18 protein-coding genes, 1 tRNA gene and 3 pseudogenes are annotated in these 24,559 nt (G+C 65.9%); 10 read left to right on the plus strand and 12 right to left on the minus strand.

Going from position 1 to position 24,559, the window contains the following annotated elements:
* Positions 1 to 34: 34 nt before the first annotated feature.
* A complete protein-coding gene (uvrB, locus tag GGQ80_RS14635; RefSeq protein WP_183986156.1) occupies positions 35 to 2,230 on the plus strand; it encodes an excinuclease ABC subunit UvrB in 2,196 nt (731 codons plus the stop codon).
* Between the two features lie 139 nt (positions 2,231 to 2,369).
* On the opposite strand, the gene GGQ80_RS14640 is transcribed toward uvrB, so the two are convergent.
* Both GGQ80_RS14640 and GGQ80_RS18835 read right to left on the minus strand, forming a co-directional pair.
* Positions 2,370 to 4,721 carry a TonB-dependent receptor domain-containing protein gene (locus GGQ80_RS14640; protein WP_425506071.1) on the minus strand — a complete coding sequence of 784 codons (2,352 nt, stop codon included), beginning with the start codon at positions 4,719 to 4,721 and terminating at the stop codon, positions 2,370 to 2,372.
* Between the two features lie 24 nt (positions 4,722 to 4,745).
* Positions 4,746 to 5,081, minus strand: a pseudogene (locus GGQ80_RS18835) (TonB-dependent receptor plug domain-containing protein); the annotation flags it as partial.
* Between GGQ80_RS18835 and GGQ80_RS18840 the strand changes: the two are divergent.
* Positions 4,974 to 5,198 (plus strand): annotated as a pseudogene (locus tag GGQ80_RS18840) (hypothetical protein); the annotation flags it as partial. The pseudogenes GGQ80_RS18835 and GGQ80_RS18840 overlap by 108 nt on opposite strands.
* Before the next feature lie 304 nt (positions 5,199 to 5,502).
* Here the strand turns inward: GGQ80_RS18840 and GGQ80_RS14645 are convergent.
* Together GGQ80_RS14645 and GGQ80_RS14650 are read right to left on the minus strand one after the other, a co-directional pair.
* The gene (locus GGQ80_RS14645) at positions 5,503 to 5,982 is read right to left on the minus strand and encodes a DUF4142 domain-containing protein (RefSeq protein ID WP_183986158.1); all 480 of its coding nucleotides are present in this window, start codon (positions 5,980 to 5,982) and stop codon (positions 5,503 to 5,505) included.
* Between the two features lie 274 nt (positions 5,983 to 6,256).
* Positions 6,257 to 6,340 (minus strand) — tRNA-Leu (locus tag GGQ80_RS14650).
* 106 nt (positions 6,341 to 6,446) lie between these two features.
* On the opposite strand from GGQ80_RS14650, the gene GGQ80_RS14655 reads away from it, so the two are divergent.
* Positions 6,447 to 6,920, plus strand: coding sequence for a DUF983 domain-containing protein (locus GGQ80_RS14655; RefSeq protein ID WP_183986403.1), 474 nt, complete (start codon positions 6,447 to 6,449; stop codon positions 6,918 to 6,920).
* An 18-nt stretch (positions 6,921 to 6,938) separates the two neighbouring features.
* Here the strand turns inward: GGQ80_RS14655 and GGQ80_RS14660 are convergent, their stop codons facing one another.
* Positions 6,939 to 7,295, minus strand: coding sequence for an endonuclease domain-containing protein (locus GGQ80_RS14660; RefSeq protein ID WP_183986160.1), 357 nt, complete (start codon positions 7,293 to 7,295; stop codon positions 6,939 to 6,941).
* A gap of 138 nt (positions 7,296 to 7,433) precedes the next feature.
* Positions 7,434 to 8,312, minus strand: a pseudogene (locus GGQ80_RS14665) (YifB family Mg chelatase-like AAA ATPase); the annotation flags it as partial.
* Positions 8,313 to 8,608: 296 nt separating this feature from the next.
* On the opposite strand from GGQ80_RS14665, the gene GGQ80_RS14670 reads away from it, so the two are divergent.
* Positions 8,609 to 9,328, plus strand: a complete 720-nt coding sequence (locus GGQ80_RS14670) for an SAM-dependent methyltransferase (protein WP_183986162.1) — start codon at positions 8,609 to 8,611, stop codon at positions 9,326 to 9,328.
* 31 nt (positions 9,329 to 9,359) lie between these two features.
* Here the strand turns inward: GGQ80_RS14670 and GGQ80_RS14675 are convergent, their stop codons facing one another.
* The gene (locus GGQ80_RS14675) at positions 9,360 to 10,775 is read right to left on the minus strand and encodes a hypothetical protein (protein WP_221364416.1); all 1,416 of its coding nucleotides are present in this window, start codon (positions 10,773 to 10,775) and stop codon (positions 9,360 to 9,362) included.
* A 290-nt stretch (positions 10,776 to 11,065) separates the two neighbouring features.
* Here GGQ80_RS14675 and GGQ80_RS14680 point away from each other — a divergent pair, with 290 nt between their 5' ends.
* Complete coding sequence (locus GGQ80_RS14680; RefSeq protein WP_183986166.1) at positions 11,066 to 11,275, plus strand: hypothetical protein; 210 nt, start codon at positions 11,066 to 11,068, stop codon at positions 11,273 to 11,275.
* Between the two features lie 25 nt (positions 11,276 to 11,300).
* On the opposite strand, the gene GGQ80_RS14685 is transcribed toward GGQ80_RS14680, so the two are convergent.
* The 3 genes from GGQ80_RS14685 to GGQ80_RS14695 are packed head-to-tail and all read right to left on the minus strand — an operon-like array spanning position 11,301 to position 17,376.
* Positions 11,301 to 14,333, minus strand: a complete 3,033-nt coding sequence (locus tag GGQ80_RS14685; RefSeq protein ID WP_183986168.1) for an AAA family ATPase — start codon at positions 14,331 to 14,333, stop codon at positions 11,301 to 11,303.
* Positions 14,330 to 16,303: a trypsin-like serine peptidase gene (locus tag GGQ80_RS14690; protein WP_221364417.1), complete on the minus strand. Its 1,974-nt coding sequence runs from the start codon at positions 16,301 to 16,303 to the stop codon at positions 14,330 to 14,332. Before GGQ80_RS14690 ends, GGQ80_RS14685 begins: the two co-directional genes overlap by 4 nt.
* The gene (locus GGQ80_RS14695; RefSeq protein WP_183986172.1) at positions 16,300 to 17,376 is read right to left on the minus strand and encodes a trypsin-like serine peptidase; all 1,077 of its coding nucleotides are present in this window, start codon (positions 17,374 to 17,376) and stop codon (positions 16,300 to 16,302) included. Before GGQ80_RS14695 ends, GGQ80_RS14690 begins: the two co-directional genes overlap by 4 nt.
* Positions 17,377 to 17,534: 158 nt before the next feature.
* On the opposite strand from GGQ80_RS14695, the gene GGQ80_RS14700 reads away from it, so the two are divergent.
* Positions 17,535 to 19,487: a DNA/RNA non-specific endonuclease gene (locus GGQ80_RS14700; protein WP_183986174.1), complete on the plus strand. Its 1,953-nt coding sequence runs from the start codon at positions 17,535 to 17,537 to the stop codon at positions 19,485 to 19,487.
* A 297-nt stretch (positions 19,488 to 19,784) separates the two neighbouring features.
* Here GGQ80_RS14700 and GGQ80_RS18335 read toward each other — a convergent pair whose 3' ends face one another.
* A complete protein-coding gene (locus tag GGQ80_RS18335) occupies positions 19,785 to 20,003 on the minus strand; it encodes a hypothetical protein (RefSeq protein ID WP_221364418.1) in 219 nt (72 codons plus the stop codon).
* A gap of 127 nt (positions 20,004 to 20,130) precedes the next feature.
* On the opposite strand from GGQ80_RS18335, the gene GGQ80_RS14705 reads away from it, so the two are divergent.
* Together GGQ80_RS14705 and GGQ80_RS14710 are read left to right on the plus strand one after the other, a co-directional pair.
* Entirely contained in the window at positions 20,131 to 21,150 is a 1,020-nt protein-coding gene (locus GGQ80_RS14705) for a hypothetical protein (RefSeq protein ID WP_183986176.1), read from the plus strand.
* 105 nt (positions 21,151 to 21,255) lie between these two features.
* The gene (locus GGQ80_RS14710; RefSeq protein WP_183986178.1) at positions 21,256 to 22,311 is read left to right on the plus strand and encodes a hypothetical protein; all 1,056 of its coding nucleotides are present in this window, start codon (positions 21,256 to 21,258) and stop codon (positions 22,309 to 22,311) included.
* A 21-nt stretch (positions 22,312 to 22,332) separates the two neighbouring features.
* Here the strand turns inward: GGQ80_RS14710 and GGQ80_RS14715 are convergent, their stop codons facing one another.
* Complete coding sequence (locus tag GGQ80_RS14715) at positions 22,333 to 22,638, minus strand: helix-turn-helix domain-containing protein (RefSeq protein ID WP_183986180.1); 306 nt, start codon at positions 22,636 to 22,638, stop codon at positions 22,333 to 22,335.
* 125 nt (positions 22,639 to 22,763) lie between these two features.
* On the opposite strand from GGQ80_RS14715, the gene GGQ80_RS14720 reads away from it, so the two are divergent.
* Both GGQ80_RS14720 and GGQ80_RS14725 read left to right on the plus strand, forming a co-directional pair.
* Positions 22,764 to 23,612 carry a hypothetical protein gene (locus tag GGQ80_RS14720; RefSeq protein ID WP_183986182.1) on the plus strand — a complete coding sequence of 283 codons (849 nt, stop codon included), beginning with the start codon at positions 22,764 to 22,766 and terminating at the stop codon, positions 23,610 to 23,612.
* A gap of 317 nt (positions 23,613 to 23,929) precedes the next feature.
* The gene (locus tag GGQ80_RS14725) at positions 23,930 to 24,283 is read left to right on the plus strand and encodes a hypothetical protein (protein WP_183986184.1); all 354 of its coding nucleotides are present in this window, start codon (positions 23,930 to 23,932) and stop codon (positions 24,281 to 24,283) included.
* Positions 24,284 to 24,559: the final 276 nt, after the last annotated feature.

Here is a 24,559-nt window from a genome sequence, read left to right on the forward strand (position 1 = left end):
TTGCGGGTGGCGCCGCCGCCACCATATTCCCACCATGGCGATCCAGATCCGTACCAACCTGGCCGAACCCGAGACCGGCGACACCTTCGTCCCCCATCGGCCGCAGCGACCCGCCAAGGTAGAGGGCGGCAAGCGGTTCGAGCTGGTCAGCGACTATGAACCCTCGGGCGACCAGCCGACCGCGATCGCCGAGCTGGTCGGTGCGGCGAGGGAGGGCGAGCGCGATCAGGTGCTGCTGGGTGTCACCGGATCGGGCAAGACCTTCACCATGGCCAAGGTGATCGAGGCGATGCAGCGCCCCGCGCTGATCCTGGCGCCAAACAAGATCCTGGCGGCGCAGCTGTACGGCGAGTTCAAGTCGTTCTTCCCCAACAACGCGGTCGAGTATTTCGTTAGCTATTACGATTACTACCAGCCCGAGGCCTATGTCCCGCGGTCGGATACCTACATCGAGAAGGAAAGCTCGGTGAACGAGTCGATCGACCGTATGCGCCATTCGGCGACGCGGTCGTTGCTGGAACGCGACGACGTCATCATCGTCGCCTCGGTCAGTTGCCTGTACGGTATCGGCTCGGTCGAAACCTATTCGGCGATGATCTTCGACCTGAAGAAGGGCCAGACCGTCGACCAGCGCGAGATCGTCCGCAAGCTCGTCGCGCTTCAGTACAAGCGCAACGACGCCGCGTTCCAGCGCGGCAATTTCCGCGTCCGCGGCGACACGCTGGAAATCTTTCCCTCACACTATGAGGACAGCGCCTGGCGCGTGTCGTTCTTCGGCGACGATATCGAGGAGATCGTCGAGTTCGATCCGCTGACCGGCCAGAAGGTCGCAAGCCTCAACAGCGTGCGCATCTACGCCAATTCGCACTATGTCACGCCCGGTCCGACGATGAAGCAGGCGACCGAGGCGATCAAGCACGAGCTCAGCGAGCGGCTGAAGGAGCTGGAGATCGAGGGCAAGCTGCTCGAACGCCAGCGGCTGGAGCAGCGCACCAACTTCGACCTGGAGATGATCGCGGCGACCGGCAGCTGCAACGGCATCGAGAATTACAGCCGCTTCCTGACCGGCCGCCTGCCGGGCGAGCCGCCGCCCACGCTGTTCGAGTATCTGCCGGAAAACGCGCTGCTGTTCGTCGACGAGAGCCACCAGACGGTGCCGCAGATCGGCGCGATGGCGAAGGGCGATCACCGCCGCAAGATCACGCTGGCGGAATACGGTTTCCGCCTGCCGTCGTGCATCGACAATCGCCCGCTCCGCTTCAACGAATGGGACGCGATGCGCCCGCAGACCGTCAGCGTGTCGGCGACCCCCGGATCTTGGGAGATGGAGCAGAGCGGCGGCGTCTTCGCCGAGCAGGTCATCCGCCCCACCGGCCTGATCGATCCGCCGGTCGAGATCAAGCCGGTCGAGGAGCAGGTGCAGGACTGCATCGTCGAATGCCGCAAGACCGCGGAGGCGGGCTATCGCACGCTCGTCACCACGCTGACCAAGCGGATGGCGGAGGACTTGACCGAATATATGCACGAGGCGGGGATCAAGGTCCGCTACATGCACTCCGACGTCGAGACGCTGGAACGCATCGAACTGATCCGCGATCTTCGCCTGGGGGTCTATGACGTGCTGGTCGGGATCAACCTGCTGCGCGAAGGCCTGGACATTCCCGAATGCGGGCTGGTGTGCATCATGGACGCTGACAAGGAAGGCTTCCTGCGCTCTGAAACGTCGCTGATCCAGACGATCGGCCGCGCCGCGCGCAACGTCGACGGCCGCGTCATCCTCTATGCCGACCGCATCACCGGCTCGATGGAGCGGGCGATGAACGAGACCGCGCGTCGTCGCGAAAAGCAGATGGCGTATAATGCCGAACACGGCATCACGCCGACGACGATCCGCCGTCAGATCGGCGACATCATCGCCCATGTCGCATCGAAGGATCAGGTCACCGTCGAGATCGACGACGAGCGGCCGCACATGGTCGGCCACAACCTGCGCGCGTACATCGAGGAGCTGGAGAAGAAGATGCGCAAGGCCGCATCGGACCTGGAGTTCGAGGAAGCCGGCCGCCTGCGCGACGAGATCCGCAGCCTCGAGCAGGAAGAGCTCGGCCTCCCCGTCGAGCAGCACAAGGCGCCGCTCATGGGCCGCAGCAACGAGGGCAAGCCGGGGACGCGCAAGACGCGCTACGGCAAGCAGCAGAAGATGCGGATGGGGGGGAAGCGGAGCCGGTAGCAGCTCCGGGCCTTTCGCCCTGCTTCGTCATCCCGTCCTCGAGCCGGGATCCAGCTTGCCACGGGCGGCTGACCTCAACCACCAGATCAGGCGCTTTCGGCACCCATGGATCCCGGCTCAAGGCCGGGATGACGGAGTATCACCGCTTACCGAACCGCACCCGGACGCCGGTGTAGTAGTACCGCCCGACCGGCGAGATCGGCACGTTGGTGGAAAAGCCGATGTCCGGCTTCTGATCGCCGATATTGTTGACGCCGAGATAGAAATCGAACCGCTCGCCGGCGGCGATCTGCGCCTGGACGTCGTGCTGCCACAGCTCCTTGTAGCGGAAATACTGTGGGTCGACGTAGCTCGCGTTGCCGTCGGTCTGGATCCGGCCGAACCGCCGCACCCCGTCCTGCCAGCGCAGGTTGTAGTTCAGCGTCAACGCGCCGATCGTCCAGGTCGGCGATACGTTGAAGTTCCACTGCGGGCGGAACACCTGGTCGACGTTGTTCTCGATCGCCGCGCCCGGCGTCGCGATCTGCTCCAGCTTGTCGAGATAGCCGCCGACGAAGCGCAGGTCGACGTCGCCGGCCGCGCCGATCGAGAAGCGATAGTTGGCGTTGACCTCGAGGCCCGCGGTGCGGAATGCCGCGACGTTCTGAGGCTGGACGGTGAAGCCGTTGATGAAGCCCGTGCCCCGCTGCCGCGTGATCGACTGGCAGAACGCATTGTCGAGGCTGGGCTGGTCGACGCATAGCGTCGCGACGGTGTTGGCGTCGGGGGTGTTGATCGCGTCGGTCAGGCGGATGTCGTACCAATCGGCGCTGATCGACAGGCCGGGGATGAACGCCGGGCGCAGCACCACGCCCGCGGTCCACGTCCGCGCCACCTCTGGCCGCAAGCCGGCATTGCCGCTTTGCGTGCCGGGGATGAAGATCGTCGCATTGGGATTGTTCACGGCGGTAAAGGTCGCCTGGTTGCCACCCGACGCGGCGATCAGCGCGCGGCAGTTGGCGTCGCGGAACGACGTGCCCTGCGACCGGTTGGCGACATAGCAGGGGTCGTTGAAGAAGTTGCTCGTCCCCGTCACCGGCTGGAACAGTTCGCCGATATTGGGCGCGCGGACCGAGCGGCCGTACGATCCACGGAAGCTGATCGACGCGATCGGCGCCCAGATCGCATTGAACGAATAGGCGCGCGTGCTGCCGATCGTCGAATAATCGGAGAACCGGCCCGCCGCGCCGAACGACAGGATGTTGGCGAAGGGCACGTCCTTCAGCAGGGGTGCGTTGAGCTCGCCAAACGCTTCCTTGACGTCGAACTTCCCCGACGAGGGCGTCGGAATGATATACTCATCATATTGGTAGAACAGGTTGTCGACCAGCGACTGCGCGGGCGTGAAGCGGCTCGATTCACGCCGATACTCGCCGCCGACCGCAAACTCGATCGCGCCGCCGGGCAGCGTGAAGAACTGGCCGAAGTCGCCGGTCAGCGAGGCGTTGACGACATGCTGGTCGACCGTCGCGTTGCTGACCGGATTGCTGAGATAATAGCCGAACGACGCCGGGTTGACGGTATTGCCGCCGAAGGTGTTGACCGGGATACACCCCGCCGCGCGCGCCGTCGCCGAGCGGCAGACGATCTGTCCGTTCAGGCTGACCGCATCGAGTGCGTTGGTGAAGCGATCCGCCAGTCGGTCGTTGAGCTTGGTCGCGCGCACCTCTGTGCGGCCATAGGTATAGTAGACGTCGTAGCTCGCGTGCTCGGTCAGCCGCCCGCTGATATCGACCACCCCGCGCCACGTCCGCCGCCGATCCTCCTCGCCGCGCCGCGGCAGGTCGAAGTTGTTGCGGCTGACGTCGATCGAGGTCAGCCCTGCCGCCCGCGCCGCATTCAGGATGGTCGCGGGGATGAACGGATTGTCGAGCGCGATCGTCGCGGGATAATTGCCACTGAAGCCGCCGAAGGTGCGCACCGTCGTTTCGACGAACTTGCCCTCCAGGCTGACCTTGAACGCATCCGACGCGTCGAACTTGGCGAGCGCGTTCACCGCGTGGCGGCGCGTCGCGGGCAGGATGTCGCCGATATATCCGGCGACCGGCGTGTCGTCGCCGCCAATCGAATAGCCGTCGTTCTGCAGGAAACGGCCCGGCGTGTAGATCGCGCCGTCGCCGCGGAACGTCTGGTCGCCGATCGTGATATAGCCCTGGTTCGAGCCATAGGGATAGCGCAGGTTGCCGACCGGCCCGACCTGATAGCTGCCGGCGCGCGTAGGATCGTAATTGTCGAGGTTGACGAAATACTGCCGCTGGTCGAGCCGCAGGTAATCGCGGTCGTCGTTGGCGAGCGGCTGGTCCTCGTTATACTCGTAGGCCAGCGTCAGGTTGGCGCGGCCGCCCGCGAAATTATGCCCGGCGATGATCGAGGCGAAGCGGTTGGCGGCGTCGCCACGCTCCGACACGCCCATCTGCGCACGCGCCGCGACGCCTTCGAAATCGCGGCGCATCACGAAGTTGACGACGCCTGAGACGCCATCGGCGCCATAGACCGCGCTCGCCGCGCCGGTCAGCACGTCGACGCGCTGGACGAGGTCGGTCGGGATCGAGTTGATGTCGACCGCGGCGGTATTGGGCTGCCCCGCGACGTGGCGGCGGCCGTCGACCAGCACGAGCGTGCGGTTCGGCCCCAGCCCGCGCAGGTCGAGCAGGTTGAGCCCGACCTGGCCAAAGGCGCCATCCGCTTGCGCATTGCCCGCCGCCCGCGTGTTGTCGACCGAATTGGTCAGCGCCGGCACGCGTTGCAGGAAGGTGGTGATGTTGGTGTTGCCCGACCGGCGCAGATCCGCCTCGTTCAGCGACACGATCGGATTGGGTGCCTGGTAATCGGGACGGGCGATGCGCGATCCGGTGACGACGATGTCCTCGCCCGGCGCGGGCGTGCTGTCGGCGGTCGCCGCGGCCTGGTCGGTGCCGACAGGCGGTGACGGCGGCGCCGTCTGCGCCTGCGCGACCGAAGACAGCGCGATTATTGCCGCGCCGGCCATCCAGCCCCGCGGCGTGCGTCGTGTGAACCCCATCGATGAAACCCCCTGCTCGCCCGCGCCGATCGATATCGGTCGCGATTCCCTGTGGCGTGCCGTGCGGCCGGCACCTGTCGTTGTCCGCAATGCGAAGCGGCCCGGACCGCTGACGATCCGAGCCAAGAAAAGAACGCGCACCAAATGGTTTAGGTTGCGCGCCGATACCGTACCGATGGTCGCGCCTCGCCGCCGGACGACGGCGCGCCGTTCACATCGCCTGCAACATCTCGATATGATGCTGAACCACCGGCGCGATGTTGGCGGCGACGGTCTTCAGTGCCGGCGCGGTGCCGCTGGTCGCATAGCCCTGGTGGAGCGCCAGCGCCTGCTCGTGCGCCATCTTCTGCTGCGTCAGGTACGTGCTATCGCGCGCGTCGCCCTTCGCTGCCTTCAGCTGGGCGATCATGCTTGCCTGATCGGCATTGAGCCGGGGCGACGCCGGGCGCACGCCCGACTTGGCGGCGGCAACCTTAACGTCGGCGGTCGACTTGTCGTGGTCGCGAATCATCATCTGCGCGAACTGACGCACCTTGGCGTCCTTGGTGGTGCCAAGCACGAGCTGGCTCGACTGCTTCTCGTACATGTCGCCGGCGCCAGCCGCGGCGACATAGCCGGTTGGGGTCATCGTCTGCGCCATCGCGGCCGACGCAAGGGTCGCGGTCGCCATCATGGCAAGTATCGTCTTCATCGATCCTACTCCTCACGGCAATGTTCTGACTATTGCCAATGAAGCGCGTCGCCACCGCCCTTGGTTCCTGTCGGGCCAGTCGCGACTGATCGATATCTAACAGAAAGATTTCACGTTCTGACCGATGGGCCAATCCACGCCCTTCGTCTACTGACGAGATCGAATAATCTGAGCGTAGCGACCGAAATATTTGAACAACCCGTTCGTCATCGGGTTTGATAGGGCATGACGATGACAGCGATCGGGAACGCGCCAATAGCGGCGGAGCAGACGGTGGTGCGGGCGGTCGGACTCGAACCGACATGGATTGCTCCGGCGGATTTTGAGTCCGCTGCGTCTACCATTTCGCCACGCCCGCACGGCCAGCGACGGGCACGCGCCTATCGCATCGTTGCGCCGAATGCCAGCGGGTCAATTTGTCTCATTGCCAGCAACGCGCAGGTCGTTACGGCAATGGCATGACCATGCCAGAAACCAACCCAGGTGAAGGCTCGCTGCTGCCGCCGGGCCGCACCAAGTTCCAATGGATCATGGAGTCCGGCTGGAAGGGTCTGTGCCCGCGCTGCGGCAAGGGGCATATGTTCAAGAGCTGGCTGAAGATCGTCGACCGCTGCGACGTTTGCGGCCTCGACTATCGTTTCGCGGCGCCGGATGACGGACCCGCCTTCTTCGTCCTGTGCATCGTCCTGCTGCCGCTGGTCTTCGTCGTGGTCTATATTCAGGTTCACTTCGAGCCGCCGTGGTGGATCCACCTGTTCACGTCGATCCCCGTCATCATCGCCGGCAGCCTCTATCCCCTGCGACCGATCAAGGGCTGGCTGGTCGCGAGCCAGTATCTCAACAAGGCGCAAGAGGCGGGGACGGAAGGACTGTGGAGCCAACTGCATGAGCGGGGCAATCCTCCCCCGCCCGGGGGAGGTGGCACGCCGCAGGGGTGACGGAGGGGAGGGCATCATCTACCTTTCGATGACGATAGCCATGATCTGGGCAATCACGCCGTCAAGGTTGTTCAACACGTCGACGGCAGGATAGCGAAGGACGAGGATGCCTCGGTCACGAAGCCAGGTGTCGCGGATCGCGTCTTGCGTTGGGCGATCCCCTCGTGAATGGGCTTCCCCATCGACCTCGATGGCTAGACGCGTAGGCGCACAGTAGAAGTCTAGGATATAGTCGCCAGCGGCGTACTGCCTGCGAAATCGCAAACCTCCTCCATGACGCCGCAATGCCAGCCACAGGGCGACTTCTGGCGGCGTCATCTCTCGCCGGAGCCGCTTCGCGTTGCGCTTGCCGAACGCTGTACCCTCGAGCCGCATCGCCCCCCTCCCCCTCCGTCACGGCTTCGCCGCGCCACCTCCCCCTGGCGGGGGAGGATCAATTCCTCTCTAATCCTCCCCCGCCAGGGGGAGGTGGCAGGCGTAGCCTGACGGAGGGGGAGGTAAGCGACGCACTCCTCAATTCACCGCCGCCCGCCGCCGATAGCTCAGCGCCTCGGCGACATGGACACGGCCGACCTGCTCCACCCCCGCCAGGTCCGCGATCGTCCGCGCCGTCCGCAGCACCCGGGTGTATCCCCGCGCCGTCAGCCGCATCTGAGCCGCCGCCTGTGCCAGCAGCGTCCGGCCCGCCTCGTCGGGGGTCGCCACCGCTTCCAGCAGCGGCCCGTCGGCCTCGGCGTTGGTGCGTACGCCCTGCCCCGCATAGCGCGCCGACTGGATCGCTCGCGCTGCCGCCACGCGGCCTGCGACCTCGGCCGAGCCTTCCGCCGGTGGCGGCAATACCAGGTCGGCCGCGCTGACCGCCGCGACGTCGACATGGAGGTCGATCCTATCGAGCAGCGGCCCCGACACCTTCGCCTGGTAATCGGCGGCACAGCGCGGCGCCCGCGCGCAGGCGAGGCTGGCGTCGCCCAGATGCCCGCAGCGACACGGGTTCATCGCCGCGATCAGCTGCACCCGCGCCGGAAAGGTCACATGGGCATTGGCGCGCGCGACGCTGACCGTCCCCGTCTCGAGCGGCTGGCGCAGCGAATCGAGCACCGCACGGCCGAATTCGGGCAGCTCGTCGAGGAACAGCACGCCGAGATGCGCCAGGCTCACCTCACCCGGCTTCACCTTCAGCCCGCCGCCGGTCAGCGCCGCCATGCTCGCCGAATGGTGCGGCGCGCGGAACGGCCGCGTCCGCGTCAGCCGGCCGCCGGTCAGCGTCCCCGCCACCGACTGCACCATCGACACCTCCAGCGCCTCGGCCGCATCGAGCGGCGGCAGGATGCCTGGCAGGCACGACGCCATTAGCGACTTGCCGGCCCCTGGAGGGCCGCACATCAACAGGTTGGATAACGCTACACCTGGCGATCGCATCGCGCTCGTCCGGGACCGTCGGCGTCGTCCATGCCGAGTTCTCGCACCGTACCGGACGCGGGCCGATCAACCATGCTCAAGCATCCGGGTCAGCGTGGATGACCCCACCTGCCACGACACCCCATCGGACTGAAGGCCACCGGTTCGCGTCATCGCAGGCCGCCAGTCAGAAGACCGCCGGTCGCCTAAGCCAATACTACACGCGACGTTCAGTTGCGAGACGCCTCCATGCCGTCTTCTGTTCATTCGTCGACCCAACACGCTTTCTGATGGTGGAGCCGAGCGCGGGAAGCGGATCCTTCTCGTCGCTGCTGCCACCCGGCAGTCGCGCCCTCGACATCGACCCGAAGGCCGACGGGATCGAGTCGAGGGATTTCCTGAAAACGTCGATCTCGACGACCAGACCCCTCGCCTTCATCGGCAACCCGCCATTCTCCAACGGGATGGCGATCAGATTCTTCAACCACGCTGCGGCGCAGGCCGAGGTGATCGCGTTCATCCTCCCCCGGTCGTTTCGAAAGGCGTCCATCCAGAACAGGCTGAACCGGCGTTTCCACCTGCTCCACGAGGAGACGGTGGAGAACGATGCCTTCACGTTCTGCTCGAGGCCAACCCATGTGCCTTCCATCTTCCAGATCTGGGTCCGTCGTCCCATCGAGCGCGAGCTTCGCTTATCGCCCCTGAAGCACGAGCACTTCGACTTCGTCAGAGATCCGCACCAGGCGGATTTCGCGGTTCAGCGGGTCGGCGCGAGGGCCGGGCGGGTGCATGACGACCTATGGCTGAGTAGCCAAGCCCACTACCTGATCCGCGCCAAGATCCCAGGCGTCAGGACCGTCATAGAGGCGCTCGACTTCGACGAAATCATCTGCGACGTCGCCGCGAAGCCAAGCCTCGCTAAGACGGAACTGGTTTCGCTTTACTCAAGTGCGATCGGCAGCCCGAGTCGGCTGGGGACAGATTCAGGCGGGCGGGCCATCGGCCACTAGCGGATTGGCGCTCCGCAACGTCGGCGTCGTCCTACCAAGTCTCCCCCTGAAGCGCCTTGTGCATCGGCACCGGACCCTTGACAGGCCAGGAGGCGACCTGGAACGCGCTAGGTCGGCCCGGTGCGACCACGCCCAGCAGCGAAGGGAGCCGAAACATCCTTATGGCTCCAACACCGTTGTCCCTTACGGAGGCCCGCGCGTCGATCAGGACCTCCCCGAGCCTCGCTCGGTTGGCGAGGAAAAGGTTCGGCACGGAGAGTTCGCACATCCACATTAGTTCGGGCAGCTCGTCCTCCAGCCTCCGCACCATGGCGCTCTGATCCCGGTCGAGGCGCCCTACCCGCAGCGTGTCGGTGTAGTCCTGACGCCTGATCAACGTCGTGCGGAACAGTCTGCGCTCGAGCGACTTGCAAAGGTATTCCCACCAGTCGCCATCGCCCATCTTGCGGTTCCTGAGCTGCGTTATCAGTCCGCTGATCGCCTGCCGGCCTACGCCGTCCGCCTGCGTCGGCGAAAGCTCCACCGCATCGTCCAGTACGGTGACAACCAGGCGGACTTCGATAGGCTCGTCCTCTTCCGCCGGCAACAGGGCGGCACGGGACAGGCAGTAGTAGGGACCAAGCATGTCGTCGTGGACGACGAGGTGGTCGATCCACAGGCTGTTGGACGATACGTGCTCCTTTCCATTCACATGGAGGGTGGCGCCGATGGGATGCCATTCGTCCGTGTTCACAGTGTGACCGACGACCGGTACGACGTGGTCGACCGTCGTGCCGGCGGAGAAGATCAGTAGACTGCTCGTCCCGGAATCCGCCAGCAGCGCGAGCTGCCGCCAAACCCTTTCCGGGCGATGTTCGTCCCGACCAGTCGGCATCTTCTCGTCCATCGCGTGCGCGACGACGTTCATGCTGTAGTGCCTCAGCGCCGCGAGTAGCTTCGTGACGGTGACCCGTCCGCCCGGCTGATAGTCCCAGAAAGTGTTCAGGTCGCGCACGCTCACCGGAACGTCGGTCTTCGTACGGACGATCATCCGTGTCGCACTGTGCGCGCAGATGCTCGTCACACCGTTCTGCTGGCAGAAATAGGCGGCCGGCAAGCGGTGCTCCTTACCACCAACCGTAACGGCAAGGCGTCCCCACATCGATATGTGGTTGTTGAGCAGCGGCTTCTTGTCCCTGGCGGGGATTCGGTGATAGGCCTCGTATATGTAGCTACGCGTCTCGCCTTCGGCGACCGGAAAGCTGATGATGCAGAATTGCCCGATGATCGACGCCGGCTTGATCTTGAGCCTGTCTTGATCGCGCCGCGGGCCAACGTCGAGGAACGTCACCACGCTCGCCCGGACCGAACCGGCGACGCGAGGGCCCAGGGCCTCAAGGTGCTCGATCTCGTCCTCGATGTCGGGCCGCCCAAGTCCCTCCTCCACCACGAATGAGGCGACACCCATCTTTCGACCGAGCGTACACAGGCGGTGAAGGCACGCGCCCAGTCCCTCGCTCGGGCCACCCTCCCAGTACTCCTCCATGAATTCGTGGTAGAACGAGTAAGGCGCCTTGCACGCCCGCCACTCGCCCTGTGACAACCTACGCTTCCACAAACCGTATTCCCCCCGACGAACCGTCCCGTCTCCGCGGCGACTAGGCCGTTTCCCCTCTAGTATCAGCTTCAAGGTACGCTAAACTATTTCTCGTACCGTCGAACCGCAAAGCGGTCTTGACCGTTCAGGGGGACGAAGACATGGGGGCGAGCGACAGCAAGGAGGCCGGTTTGGCCGTTGAAGAGATGATCGCAGCCGCCCCCGACCGCAACAAGACACGCAGGAACGACGCCGGGCACCAGCTCGTGCATTTCACGTTCGACAAAGAAGCCAAGCGCCAGATCAAGGAGCTCAAGCTGTGGGAGCAGCGCTCGGAGACGGTCGAGCTCGAGATAGTCGGACGGAGGTGACCTTCAGGCGCGCGCCTACCGCGGCCTAGTCGCGCTCCGCTCCGAAGGCCGACCGGAATCTCAGCGCGAAATCGGCCACCCGAAGCGCATCCGAGTCGGCGATCCGCGCCGCGCCAAGGTGGCGGAGGAAGCCGTCCAGCTTTGCAGAGCGGTCGAGAAACGCTACCAGCGTCCGCATCCGTTCACGCCGCTGGCGAGGATCCGCACAATCCTCCACGAAACGCGACGGTCGAAGATCGGACGGTCGAACTTCCAGTGAGTTCCAAGCGAACTCGGCGAGCCTGAAGAGCTCGTCACCCCCCGTCACACCGGCCGCAAGGGACTCGCCAAGCGGAGCGTGGAGATCGTCGAAGACCGACACGAACTGGGCATGGAGAGGCACGTCGCCCTTGTCGATCTTGGCTTCCAGCGAGCGGCACGACGCCACGAGCTGGGCGCTCGACCTCCCTGACGAACGTCTATTCAGATCATGCATCGTCGCGATGCCAACCGCGTGCGCTCCTCGCTTGGCGGCCGCCACGAAGCTCGAAACGTCGTGCCTTGCCGGATCGCTGAGACGCTGAAGGGCACCAAACATCTGCGCGAAGGTCAGGCCGTCGCCCTTCCTCCGTTTCGGCGGCTGCGACATCACGAGCCGCTCCAGCAGCCCTCGCAGCTCCTCTCGCCGCTTCGCTCCCGGGCGTTCGACCAAAACAAGCACGAGATCTATCGCCTGATAGAGGTCGGCGATCGCCTGCGTTCCGCCGCGCCGCTGCGACATACGGAGCGCCTCCCGTATCGCGTGTGGACCAGCCACCTGCGACGCCGCCAGGAACGTCAAAAGCGAGGGTCGCCCCCTGCCGAAGTCATAGGCGACTGCATCCGGTCGGTCGACCAGGTCGTTCACCACGGGCGCCCCCGTCAACCATCGGCCGGAAGAGAAGTAGGAGCGAAGTATCCAGCGCGCGACGGAGGGCGACGCCGAACGGTCTGTCACGTCGAGCGATGCAGCGTAGCGCAGGCCCGCCACCGGATCGCCGCCCGTGGCGTATGCACGGACCCGCTCGGTCAAGACCGAAGCCCGCAGCCGCCTGTCCAGAGGCGCCAGCAACCCTGGATCGACATCTTCGCCGATAAGAGCCCTCACCGCGGGCTGGTAGTCGTCGTCGAAGTCCTCGACGAGGAACACGAGCTGGTCGCGGACGCTCCGTATGGCCGTCATGCCGACGCCCGGCGATCGACCGCTCAACGCCGCTACCTGCAGGCCGTGGTAGACCTGTCCAAGACGATGGTAGTTGGACTGCCGGTCGGGCGTCGAACGCAGCTCATCCCGGTGCCACGAGAACGCCCGCTGGTGCAGACTCAACATCGTTCCGCAAGCCTTGGCATCCTTCCTCATCGCCTGCAGCATCGCTCGACGCAGATCCGGCCGATGACGCACGCGCGGCGGCATGCTGCCGGGTACCGGATCCACGAGCCACGTCTCGTGGCTCAGCTGCCGGTACAGGTCCTGGGCGCGCTCCGAGCCCGGCGGGAAGCGATCCGGATGGACGGCAGGCCAAACGACGTGTTCGATGACGTCCGCCGAGACCTCCGGCACCGCCAGACCGGGGTGCGCCAACGCCCGGAGTTCGGTCGGCAGACGCTCCAGGATCCTACCGTAGATGTAAGCCGTCGCAGCTGCGGCGTCGGTCGCCTCCCGAATCTGCTCGACATCGTTTCCATCCAGCAGGAAATGCCCATCGCGGGCGAGCCTCGCGACGAGCATGAGGAGCATCGGTATGCCCACCCTCGTGCGGAACCTGTCGCCCAGGTCCGCGAACGCCGCGACGAACCTGAGGGCCGCGGCGTTTCTCAGGCCACCCCTTCCCGTCAGAAGCGCCACACTGGCCTCGCGACCCAGGCCTTCTAAGTCCTCCGTCTGGTCGTTCACCGCCACTTCGCCGAAGCCGGCGGTGAAGAGCGAACGGCCGCAGGCCAGTACCGCGAAGCTGTCGAACATGCGGGACCGGAGGCTGTCGAGCGCGCCGAGGATGTGCACGGTCTGGCCCGGCACCCGGTCGACCTGCTCGAAGGTGTCGAGGACCAGCAGCACCGGCCGGGCGAGCCGCTCGCGACCAGATCCGACGACGGCATGGGCGATCGAGTCGATAGCGGCACGGTAGTCGGTGCGGCCATCCCGCCCGGACTGCTCGGAACGCAGGGCCGCCCTAGCCTGCCTAAGCGCGTCCGCAGCCCAAGGCATGGCCCATCCCAGCTGCCGCGAGACTTCCATCAGCACGGTTCCGACGTCCTCGGGACGCACGCGCAGCCGGTCGTAGTCGATCCACAGCAGGACGGGGTCCGCATACTCGCGGGGAAGGTGATTGCGCGCGAAGTCCGCCGCCAGGGTCGACTTCCCGATCCCGCCGATGCCGGCCAGCATGAACAGCGAGAGCCTGGGTTCCGATGGACCGGCGCGCCAGACCCGGCGGACGAACGAGGTCAGCTTGCGAAGCTCGGCCTCCCGGCCAACCGTCCCATGAGCGAGGAAATCCAGCTCGGCATCGCGGGACCGTAGTTCCAGCATCCCCGTCAGATCGTGGGCGCTCGGCGCAGCCACGTCGGCGTGGATCGCGTTCAACCAGCGTATCACTTCGGTCGCGGTGGCGAGCGATTCGGAGCGCGCGGCGGCCGGCTGGAACTCCCCCTGAAGTATGTCCAGGAGCATCCGCGGCACGTCCGCGTCCCCGGTATAGGCTGCCCTCTCGCACGTTTCGACCAGCTGTCCCTCGGATTTCAACATGTGGAGGAGCGGCAGTCGCTCCCGGTCGAGCAGCAGCCACCTGCCCGCGTCCCGAGCGTCGACAGCACATCGGGTCCGCAGTTGCTCAAGCCACCGGATGTCCGGCCCGGAACCGATCTGCTCGGAACTGGCCCGCCAGAGCTCGCCGGGATTGAACCACATGGTGACGGCAGCCAGCCGCTCGGCGATGCTGAGCGCGCCCTGCAGCGTATCGCCAAGCGCCCCGGTAACCGGACGAATGCCCTTCGCGATCCTCGCCCACCGCGCCTCGGCCGTCATGCCGCCAGTGGTCACCGCGCGTTCCTTTCGATGAGGTTCCTGCGAAGCGAGGCGCAGAGCGCCGCATACCAATCGCCGCCGAACTCCGTTTCGACCGCCGCGTCCGCCATGCTCCTGAACATGTCCATGAACTCGATTGCTCCGGCCTGAACCCTCTGCGTCTGTCTGGTCTCCCGGCACCAACGCAGGATGAACCGTTCGAGCGCCGCGTCGTCCGGTCTATGAAACGGCCATTCGACGACCTGCACGACGTCCTCCATCAGCCCAGCGACCGCGGCGCGGATCAAAGGGTCGCTGCCGACGATGACCAACTTCCCGCGTCCCCGCGGAAGGCTGACTACCGTTCGATACAGGTATCCCAACGCCTCGGACATCGCCGATGGCAGGTTGCCATCGCCAACGTTCACGACGAGCCACAGCGTCCTGAAAGTCTGCATGCGGAGAAGGCGGTCCGCAAGCTCGTTGGCGTATTGTGCGGCATTGACCGGATCGGTCGCCACCTTTTCAGACGAACGGGCTGGATCGGTCACGATCGCTGGCGCGCCAAGGCGGCCGGCCATCGCAGCGAGCATCGCCGTAACCGGATTGGCCTCGTTCACCGCCGCCGTCACGTATCCGTTGAGGTCTGCCCGAGAGAGCGTCACCACCTGCGCCCGGTCCGAAGGCAGCATCTTGCTGATCAGCGAGCCAAGGATCCGTCCGGCGTACGCCGGTATCGTAGTTACGGCGCACACCGGATCTTCATGCCGCTGAGCGTCCCACACCCGCTGCTGCATCGCGTCGAAGCCGATAACCGGCTCGCCTGACCCGACCGGCCCGCTCGAACGTATCTCCCAGAACGGGCTGACCTCGGGTGGCGCCACGCGCAGGTCGGGATGTGCGGCCCACCAGTCGGCGAGCCAACCACCCCCGCCACCGAGGTTCGGCGTGTCCGGTTCATCCTCCAGACACCCATGATGCAACCCGACCAACCTCGCGTCGTGATCGAGCAGAGGTCCGCCGGAACTGCCCGGGATGCTGGAGCAGGAATGCAGGAACCGGCAACCATGCCCACCGAGATGGCTGCCAATGCTGATCGACTGGGCGGCTCCGCCGGGATGGTGATGGAAGCACAGGCCGGTCCGGGCAGGATCGACTTCGGCGCGCGCTCCTTCGACGTCGATCCAGCCGCGAAGCCAACCAGGTGCACCTTTCAAGCGCAGGATCGCTACATCATGACTGTCGATGAGATCATGGGCCGGCGGAAGGCTCATCCTGCCGTCGTCTCCCGGCCGGTGATCGCTCGGAGCGAAGCCAGCGAGCCAATCGGCGTCGAGATCCACCGGCGCCTCCCCGTTCGCCGCCATCGACAGGGCGTTCAGCTTCACCTTGATCCGCTTGGCGCCCTCGGGCTTTGCAATTCCGGAGGCATCGACGTGCCTCTCGACCACATGTGCGGCCGTGGCCACGAGATGAGGCGCGATCAGAATGCCCGAGCCGAGGACGTTCCCGCGCGAGTCGTCGATGCGGCAGACCATCGCCATCGTGCTCTGCACCTGTTCGCCGTGCTGCTTGGCATTGCAGTCGAAACCGGTCTCGTTGATTGCCTCCGGGCGGTAGCCCTGATCCAGCGCGCGACGACGTTCACGGGCGGCGGTGTCGTGTTCGAGAGCGGCCACCGCCTGGGCCATCGAGCCAGGGTCGACGGGCGTCTCGATGCCGGCGTGCAGGCGGCACAGATCCGCGAAGGTCCGACCTTCCGCCAAGGTCAAGGGACCGGCCACCTGATCGTCGATGCAACAGCGCAGTAGATGCTTCGCGAAGCCGTTGACCCTCGCGAAACGGAGGCAGGCGACAACCGGTTCCACCGAGGGATCGGCATTCGCGACGACGGCGAGATCCACGCGATCGTCCCGTCCGGCCTGCGCATGGTTGAACGTCCGGCCAAACTGCTCGGACGTCGTCGCGACCAATTGCGCGAGCTGATCAATGACGTCATCCGTCAACGGCATGCAAGGGCTACCCCCAGAGGTACACTGGCATGGAGCGCGACGTTGACTCCCGCCCCCCCGCCAAGATGCAGGCCGCCAAGCCGTCCCGAACCAATCGACAGCATGGCGCCGCCTGAGGAGCCTTCCGTGGTGGTCGCGTCGTGATGCACCAGCGGTCGCTCCGACCCGTCGACGGACCGCGCGGGCGACACGCGCTTGAGATGCCAGATCCCCTCGAAAATCTGACGCCAGGCCAGCTCGGGCCACAAGGCGAGGGCGCCGCCGCTCGGCCGCCCCGGGTAGCTCACTACTGCCAACTGAGCGGGCGGCTCGACGGCGTGTCGGTCGTAATCGACTTTCACGGGAGGCGGTGGTGACAAGCCATCGATCGAATCGCCAAGCTCCAGGATCGCGTAGTCGGTCGGCCAGGCGGCGCCGTCACCGATCGCGAGCAGTCGACCCAGGCGGTGCCGGTCGGCGCCCACGGATCCCACCTCGCCGAGGAAATCGATCTGCAGCGACAACTCGAGCCGGCGCCCAGCTTCACAGCCGAACCCCTCCACCACGTGCGCGGCGGTCAGGACAACAGGCTCGCCGCCATCCGGATGGGTCACGAGAACGCCGCTTCCCAGGTGGCGACCTTCGCGCTCGATCCGACCCGTGGCGCGAACCGAAGCGGCGGCGTCGGGGAGAAAGCGCTCGAACATCTGTCCGAAGGGGCCGAGCTGACCGGGGGCCAGCAGCCGCCCGCCGCGAACCAGCGAGGCGGGCCGTGTGCCGTCGGCGCGAATCATGAGTTCAGCCGCGAAGTTCGTCCGCTCGGTGCGACGAACCCCGCGACCCGCGGCGATGGCCGCCCCCAGCTCGGCGGCAACCGCAAGGTCATCTTCCACGCGCGCGATCGTCCCCTCACCGGTGAGCCTGTGGCGCGTCTGGGCAACGAGAAGGCTGAGCTGGCCAACCGCGACCTCCAGGCGTGCGGGGTCGGGGGCGCCGCGCTCCAGCCGATCATCACCCGGCTCCCGGGACATGCCCACCGCCTCGGCGCTGTACCGGCCCTGGTCCGGCGCAGCGAAGACGCGCTCCAACCTTTCCAAAGCGTCTCGCAGAGAACCTCCAAGTCACAAAGCCTTCACACACACTATAACGGCAGTTGAGATAGGCGACGTCAATCGCAACCGATCAGGGTGTTTATTGCCGTGCAAGTTCCGGTGCGCGGGCGTAGCCTCCATTCCGGAGGTGACGCATGGCGTATGAGGAAACTTTCAGGCGTGTCTCGCAAATCCTAAAGCCCGAATTGCGAAACAGGCTGAAGGAGATGGCCCATGATCCCGCCAGTACGGTCGGGAAGGCGCTGGAAGCGAGGGGGGCGACGCCCGACGAGTTCCTGGCGGTCTTGGAGGGACGCGAAACCCAGTCCTTCCAGGAGAGCGTGGCCGGCCGAAGCAAGTTCATCGAGGCGATCATCCTGAGAGTTGGCCGGCCGAGCTTCCTCATCGTCGGCGGCAAGGTCGACTGGTCGACTGGCGACGACTTCGAGGATGGCGTCAGGATCGAGACGCTCAGATCGCGGGCCGACGCGCTCAGCGGCTCCTTCCTCGCCGTAGGGCGTGTCGACACGGTGAACCATCCAAGCATGGACTGGCTCGGTACCTGCTGGCTCGTCAATCACGGCGATGGGACGATCGCCGTCACCAATCGCCACGTCGCGGAAATCTTCGCACTGAACCGCCCCGGTGGCCGCGTAGCCTTCCGCACCGATCCCAACAGCCTGGTCCGCCTGGGTGCCAAGGTGGACTTCCGGCACGAACACATGACAGCAGCGGTGCAGACGGCGGAGGTGAAGGCGGTCCGATACCTCGCGCGTCCGAACGACCCCGACGTGGCCATCCTCGAACTGGACGGCGCGCATCTCGCACAAGCGCTGGAACTGGCCGCCGACGAGGCCTCGGTCGGCGACTTGATCTGCACGGTCGGTTATCCAGCCTACGACAGCCGCAATGCAGCGGACGCGCAGGCGGACATCTTCCGTGACACCTATGATTTGAAGAGGTTCGCGCCGGGGCGTGTCCGCCAGTCCACAGGTAAAGGGCTCCGCCTGCTACACGACGCGTCGACGCTGGGCGGAGCGTCCGGCTCACCGCTCATGAACCTGGAGAGCGGCAAGGTCGTCGGCCTCCACTTCAGCGGCCGATATCTGACGGAGAACGTCGCGGTTTCGGTCGAATCCATCCGCGACGCCCTCGAAGGTCGGACAGCAGTGGCGGTGGCCTCTCCCGGTGAAAGTCCGGAGGGGCGTAAGGACGGGGTTAGCCAATCGTCCCACTTCGACGGTCGCGAGGGCTATCGACCCGGCTTCCTCGCCGAGGGCCTATCGACCGACAGGCACGGCGACCCCAAGCTGCATGCACCAATGCCGCAGCCGCCAAAAGACACGCTTGCGCCGCTGCTGTCGGATCCCGACGACCACGAGCTGCGCTACACTCACTTCAGCGTGCTCTACGACGCCGAGCGCCGATCGCCCAGACTCACGGCGGTCAACATCGACGGCGAATCTCCCGTCAAGATCAAGCGCGGCAACGACAAGTGGAACAAGGACCTGAGGATCGATCCCGAGCTGCAACTGGGGTCAAGCGACTTCCCCGGCGATTTCGACCGGGGACATCTCGTGCGCCGCGAGGATCCCAACTGGGGCACGCCTGAAGTAGCCGCGCAGGCGGACGCCGACACGTTCCACTACACGAACGCCTCGCTCCAGCACGCGCTGCTCAATCGTAGCCGCCAGCGCTGGCTGGGTCTCGAGAAGTACATCCTTCGATCCGCGCAGACGCACGGTCTCCGAGCTTCGGTGTTCACCGGCCCGATCCTCTCTGACGCGGACAGCGCGCTCGCGGACCGGCCAGACCTTCTTGTGCCAAGGGCATTCTGGAAGGTTGTCGTAATGGTCGCCGCAGACGGAGAGCGGCTCCATGCGACCGGCTACGTTCTCGGACAGGCCGAATTCATCCAGTCAACCACCGAGACGTTCCAGTACGGGGACTTCAACCTGTTCCAAGTGCCGATAGCCAGGATTGCAGCGGCGACCTCGACAGATTTCCACGGCCTGGAGGAATTCGATCCGATGGCAGCGCTCGCCGAAACCGAGGCACGACTGGGCGGCGCCACGCTGATCGACAGCCTGGACGACATCACGCTCTAGGCCGCGAGGAAAAAGGGCCCAATCCGGTTCGTTCAAGCTGTTCGCGCTTGCCGTCCGTCGACGCCGACGTAGCATGTCGACAGTCGACTCGGGGGCCCATGCCGCAGTCGCGCACCTGGCACGACAGCTCGGAATGACTGACCCTGGGACTTCGCGCCCGGAGATCGCATTCGGTGCGCGGTGTCCAAGTGACCGGAGGACACGCGAGTAGCCTCGGAGGGTGGACCGGCGGGGCTAAGAGCCGCCAGGGTGATGACGCGAGCGGACGGAGCAGCCGGGAAGCTCCAGTCCAGTCTTTCACGAAATTCCTCGGGTCGACGGCGCGCATCCGCGTTTAGCGAGACCAGGCCGTAGTGACGCGGTCGTCAGATCGACTTCACCATTTACCATCCTGGCGGCGATCATCCGCTCGAGACGACGCGGGCCGATGGTCATCGGTTTTCGCGACGCGGTCGCGGCGCAGCCGGGCGAAACCTTGCGTCCATCGCGGTTCTCGAATTGGAGATCGGGGACCATGCGCGCCGCCGCAAGGCGTTTCGCCACCAGCAGATCAATAGACGTGGACGATGATCTTAATCTTTGGGTGGGAGCACTGAGATTCGGGGGAAAATAGAACCCTCGCCTCCGCGCCGAGGGAGAAGACATGAGAGAAGATACCACACTCAGTTCCGCGCACGTCGCGCGCGTTTCCAAATTGGTCGCCGACGCCATTGCGCGTATCGGAGACCCCGCCGTCACGCCCCCCGTCGGAGATGACTATAGGGTCGGCGTCCATTACTACGAGAACGAGTGGCAGACGCTCACGGTGGACGTGGACATGGGTGGCTTCGGCCTCCCGCTGTGCGCCTCCGCGTTCGAAACCCACACCGACGGCGAACCGGATCTGGCGCGACTGGCCGACGCAGTCGCTGCGCGCGTCGCGGACGCGTCGCGCGGGAGACCCGTCATCGCCCGGCGGCTCGCCGCCGCGCACCAGGCGGCGGAGGAGACCGCGACCCGCATCGGCGCCCGCGTCCTCGCCGTCCGGATCGCCCGCAACCAGACCGACGCCCGCATGTCCGCCCGCGATCATTGGCTAGAGGTCGAGCTGGAGGTGCTCGACGACGCGCTGCGCCCATCGGTCGTGAAGCTGCTGGGCACGGGACCCCGGATGCTGCGGGGCGCAATCGCTCCATATGAGCGGAAGCAGCGGCTGAGATCGAGGCGGCTTGCGAGCCTCTCCACTGGCGAGGTCATCCACGTCGATGCGGTGGCGGAAGCCGCAATCGCGACCACAGGGCGGAGCGTCGGCTCGGTTGCCGCCGACCTGCTCGACGCCGCGCGGTGCGGCCGCTGGACCCAGCTGTCGGGGATCCAATGGACCGATCACGTCAGCGTCCGGCTCCTCGATGGCGTCATCGTTTGCAGCGCGATGCTGCCCGGCGTCGGCTACATCGACATAGACGAACTGCGGCTCGATCAGGTCCTGCCGGAAACCTTGCAGACGTCGCTACGTAGCCGGCGACTGGACGCGATCGCCGATCATCCGGTCCTGCGCTGCGACTCAAGATTGGTATCCTCGCAGGGCGAGGAAGGTGGGCCTACACGCTTGAAGTTCAGGTCCTCGTCTCGTCCCGTGACGGCGGGCGAGATCGAAGGACGGCAACTGCCGCTTGCCGCATAGCGGCAAGCCCGCACCAGTCCGGAAGATCGGATTGGCTGCCTCGCGGCATCACCGAGCATCGAGAGAGTGGCTGGCAACGCCAGTCGAAGGGAAAAAGACATGTACATGCAGAACGACATCGCCGCCGCCGCGGCCCCTCTGTTCCACATCGATCCGCCGCAAATCGATCCGGCGAAGCGCAAGGCCGAATTGGAGCGTATCATCGAGATCGCGACCGCGGCGCTGACCAAGACGCAGATTCGCAAGCTGGGTGGGCTGTCGTTCGCGGCAGCGCGAGACGATGACGACCACTCGTACTTCGGCCAGATCCGTTCCGAACCCATCGGCGCATCGGGCGTCGAGTACCGCTTCCCCGTCCCCGCGCGGAAGACCGGAGACCGCGACCTTGTCCTGGTGGCCGCTGCGCTCGTCGGAGGCGCCACCCACATGGCAAGGGCGGAGCGCGGGCTGAAGAAGATCGGTGCGGGATACCGCGACCTCGCGGAAGCGGCCATCGAGGCGGGCAGGGGCGGCATCGCCGAGATGCGCGTCGTCGCAATCGGCGCGACGCCCGGAAAGACCGCCGAGGAGCTCAAGATGACGGTCGACGTCGAGATGCTCGGCGACGACCTCATGCCGGGCATCGAGCGCGTCTCGGAATTCGCCGACGCCCACGGCCTCGACCGGATGGAGGAGCGGCTGAAGGGGCTTGCCGCCAAGCACGTCGAGCGCCGAAACGTACTGGCGCGCGCGAAGGTGTTGGGTTCGACCGGCTTCATCGACGACTCCGCGCTGCGCGTGCTGGACATCTCGGGCTTCGGCCGCGCGGCGGCGCTTGAGCTGCTGCGATCCGATCGCCAGGTCAACTTCTCGTTCGGCGGGGAGACCGGATACGATATGACTGCCGGCGTCTACTGGAACGACGGCGTCGTGCGGGGCTACGTCGAAAACCGCGAGCGTGGAAGCACCTTCCGGCTCGAGGCGATGGTGCTCCTCCTAGAGAGCAACGGTCTTCCGGATACGATCAAGGCGGGCCTGCTGGGCCGGCACCTCGGAGAGGCCATCGACTTCCGCTTCATCCCCGGCAACGCCCTCATCACCGGCGTCGAGGAATCGGGCGACTGGCTCTACCTGACGCTGGAAATCGGCACGTCGCCGATCGAGACGGCGATCGGCGGCTGACGTACACCGGCGATGGTGGCGCTACTCTGCGTCGCCGCCATCGCCGACGTGCCCCGCCGGACGCGGACCGCGCGATAGCCGCTTGACCGCGCGAAGCTCGGCGGCGTCCAACCGCACGTCCCGCAGCAACTCAACGAGCGTCACGTCCAGCTCCAGCGCTATCCGCATGAGCAGCAGCAGCGACGGATTCTGCTGTCCGCGCTCGAGCCTCGACAGATACTGCCGGTCCACGTCCGCTCGCTCGGAGAACGCGACCTGGCTGTGCCCGGCCGCCAACCGCCTCGTGCGGATCGCCTCACCGACCTTCCGAATCGCCTCCACCTGCATGCGACGACCATGAACCGCGAGCGATTGGCGCGCCAGACGTCACCATCCTGAAATGTTCGCCGATGCTTTACCGGTAGGAAAGCGGGGAGAGATAAGAGGTCGCCATCTTGCAAGCGGGAAGACACGTGCCAGCAGACCCTGAAACCTCCAAGCTGGACCCGTGGCGCATCTACGGCCTGCCCGGCCGCTGGCCGGAAGTCCCCGGGCTCGTTTTCCTGCCAGAGGCAGCCGTCACTGTGGCGCAAGCGCTGTTCTATCTAGAGGCCGTCGACTTCGCGACCGCCGGCGAGATCGACCTGGATTCGGTAGAATCCGGTGTGGCCGGAGAGGCCGCCTCGGCAGCACGGTTCGTCGCCGACCTCGTCGCTTCCGGGAGCCTCATCGCTCGCGCGCAACGCCTCGGTGGTGGCGACTGCGTCGAGATCGCACGCGACGAGTGGACGAAGGAGCGCGCGAGGGCGGCGGTCAGCACCGGCCTCATCGAGCGGCGCACCGCCGAGGGGCCCATTCTCCCGCAGTGGGTCCTGATCGGGGCGGCCGAGATGGACCTGGTGATGCAATTCTACGGCCCATCTGCTTATTCCGTGGGGGTACACGAGTTGCAGGACCGGGCTACCGGAATCGTGCTCGCCAACCTGACCGCGATCGTGCGCAACCAGATGCCGCCCGTTGGCGACGCGGCGGCCCGAAGGATCGTGTCGGTGCTGCTGCCCAGCACCCGCCCCGTCCTCGACGCAAAGGACCGCGACAGCCTAAAGGCCGCCATCGCGCTCTGGCTGCAGGAGCACTTCGGGAAAGATCCGAACCGCGCCATCGGCCGGGAGGACTACGAGCGGCTCATCCTCACCGAGTTCGGAGAATTCGTCACGCCGACGATGGCCGGGGAGATCTGGCGGTTGGCAACCGAGACGCCGCCACACTCGCGCCGGCGCGAGGCCGGACGACGCCGCAGCCGAGCCCGCGATGCTTCCTGAACCGTCGCTGGCGCAGCCAACTGCGGCGGAACGAGGCACGAGCGGCCTCTGCGTCCCAGTCGTCGGCCAGCTGTCGGTGTCCGACCTGACACGTTGACGCGCGGGTTTCACGCGCACAGCTCCACCTGGCTCAACGGCCTCTCTCCCCTCGGTCCGGCTTCGAGTTGGAGGGCGCCCCGCACGGTCGGGCCGAGATCTCCCGAGCCTTCAGTCTGCACCAGGGTTCCGGCCTGAGCCTCGAGGCGGGGCTCCGCCTCCGGGCGGCCATGATCCGTCCGAAAGGAAATGGGCTCGTTCAAGGAACGAGGAGTGGAAAAGTGCCTGTTCATCTCAGCTTCGACGACATCGCCCGCATCCTGCCTTCCCAGACGCAGGATCGGGAGATGGCTGCAGCTGTGCTCGACGCATGGGTCGAGGAGCAGGCGGCCATCGTGAGGTCCATGGGCGATCCCGCGACGACCGCGTGCATCGTCGATGTCCAACCACCGGGCTGGTACGTCGCGTGCGAGTTCCGGTCGGCGAACGACCTGTCCTATCCGATCAACATCCGATGCGAGGGCCGCTACGACGTCCGCGGCAACACCCCGCACCTGCTGGACACCGGAGCGGGCTTCAGGCTCGTCGCGCTCCTGCTGCGGGAACTGGGGATGAAGACGAGGCTGCTGACCTAGCGGGTCTCCCAAACCTCCGAGTCGCACGCCGCCGCCGCGCCGAAATCCCGGGACCTCTTCGCGATTGCACTGCCGGAACGACGCTGCCGAACGCAAGCGCCTCCCCAGCGCCGCCGGGAAATCCTCTCCCCTACCGCCGATTGCGCATCGCCCCGACACGGCCAGCTCCCACTTCAGGAGCTTTCGCGATGCCACGGAAGAGATGGCCGCCGTCCGCCGTTCTGACCACCGCACAGGCGTCCCACCACGTCGGGCTGGCGGTCAGCACTCTCGAGA

Source organism: Sphingomonas jinjuensis, from assembly GCF_014197105.1.
Classification (GTDB): Bacteria; Pseudomonadota; Alphaproteobacteria; order Sphingomonadales; family Sphingomonadaceae; genus Sphingomonas; species Sphingomonas jinjuensis.

Coding starts and splice junctions, on each gene's coding strand:
- uvrB (WP_183986156.1), top strand. CDS start 35: ATGGCGATCCAGATCCGTACCAACCTGGCCGAACCCGAGACCGGCGAC.
- GGQ80_RS14640 (WP_425506071.1), bottom strand. CDS start 4,721: ATGCGCCGCGATTTCGAAGGCGTCGCGGCGCGTGCGCAGATGGGCGTG.
- GGQ80_RS14645 (WP_183986158.1), bottom strand. CDS start 5,982: ATGAAGACGATACTTGCCATGATGGCGACCGCGACCCTTGCGTCGGCC.
- GGQ80_RS14655 (WP_183986403.1), top strand. CDS start 6,447: ATGCCAGAAACCAACCCAGGTGAAGGCTCGCTGCTGCCGCCGGGCCGC.
- GGQ80_RS14660 (WP_183986160.1), bottom strand. CDS start 7,295: ATGCGGCTCGAGGGTACAGCGTTCGGCAAGCGCAACGCGAAGCGGCTC.
- GGQ80_RS14670 (WP_183986162.1), top strand. CDS start 8,609: ATGGTGGAGCCGAGCGCGGGAAGCGGATCCTTCTCGTCGCTGCTGCCA.
- GGQ80_RS14675 (WP_221364416.1), bottom strand. CDS start 10,775: ATGGGTGTCGCCTCATTCGTGGTGGAGGAGGGACTTGGGCGGCCCGAC.
- GGQ80_RS14680 (WP_183986166.1), top strand. CDS start 11,066: ATGGGGGCGAGCGACAGCAAGGAGGCCGGTTTGGCCGTTGAAGAGATG.
- GGQ80_RS14700 (WP_183986174.1), top strand. CDS start 17,535: ATGGCGTATGAGGAAACTTTCAGGCGTGTCTCGCAAATCCTAAAGCCC.
- GGQ80_RS18335 (WP_221364418.1), bottom strand. CDS start 20,003: ATGGTCCCCGATCTCCAATTCGAGAACCGCGATGGACGCAAGGTTTCG.
- GGQ80_RS14705 (WP_183986176.1), top strand. CDS start 20,131: ATGAGAGAAGATACCACACTCAGTTCCGCGCACGTCGCGCGCGTTTCC.
- GGQ80_RS14710 (WP_183986178.1), top strand. CDS start 21,256: ATGCAGAACGACATCGCCGCCGCCGCGGCCCCTCTGTTCCACATCGAT.
- GGQ80_RS14715 (WP_183986180.1), bottom strand. CDS start 22,638: ATGCAGGTGGAGGCGATTCGGAAGGTCGGTGAGGCGATCCGCACGAGG.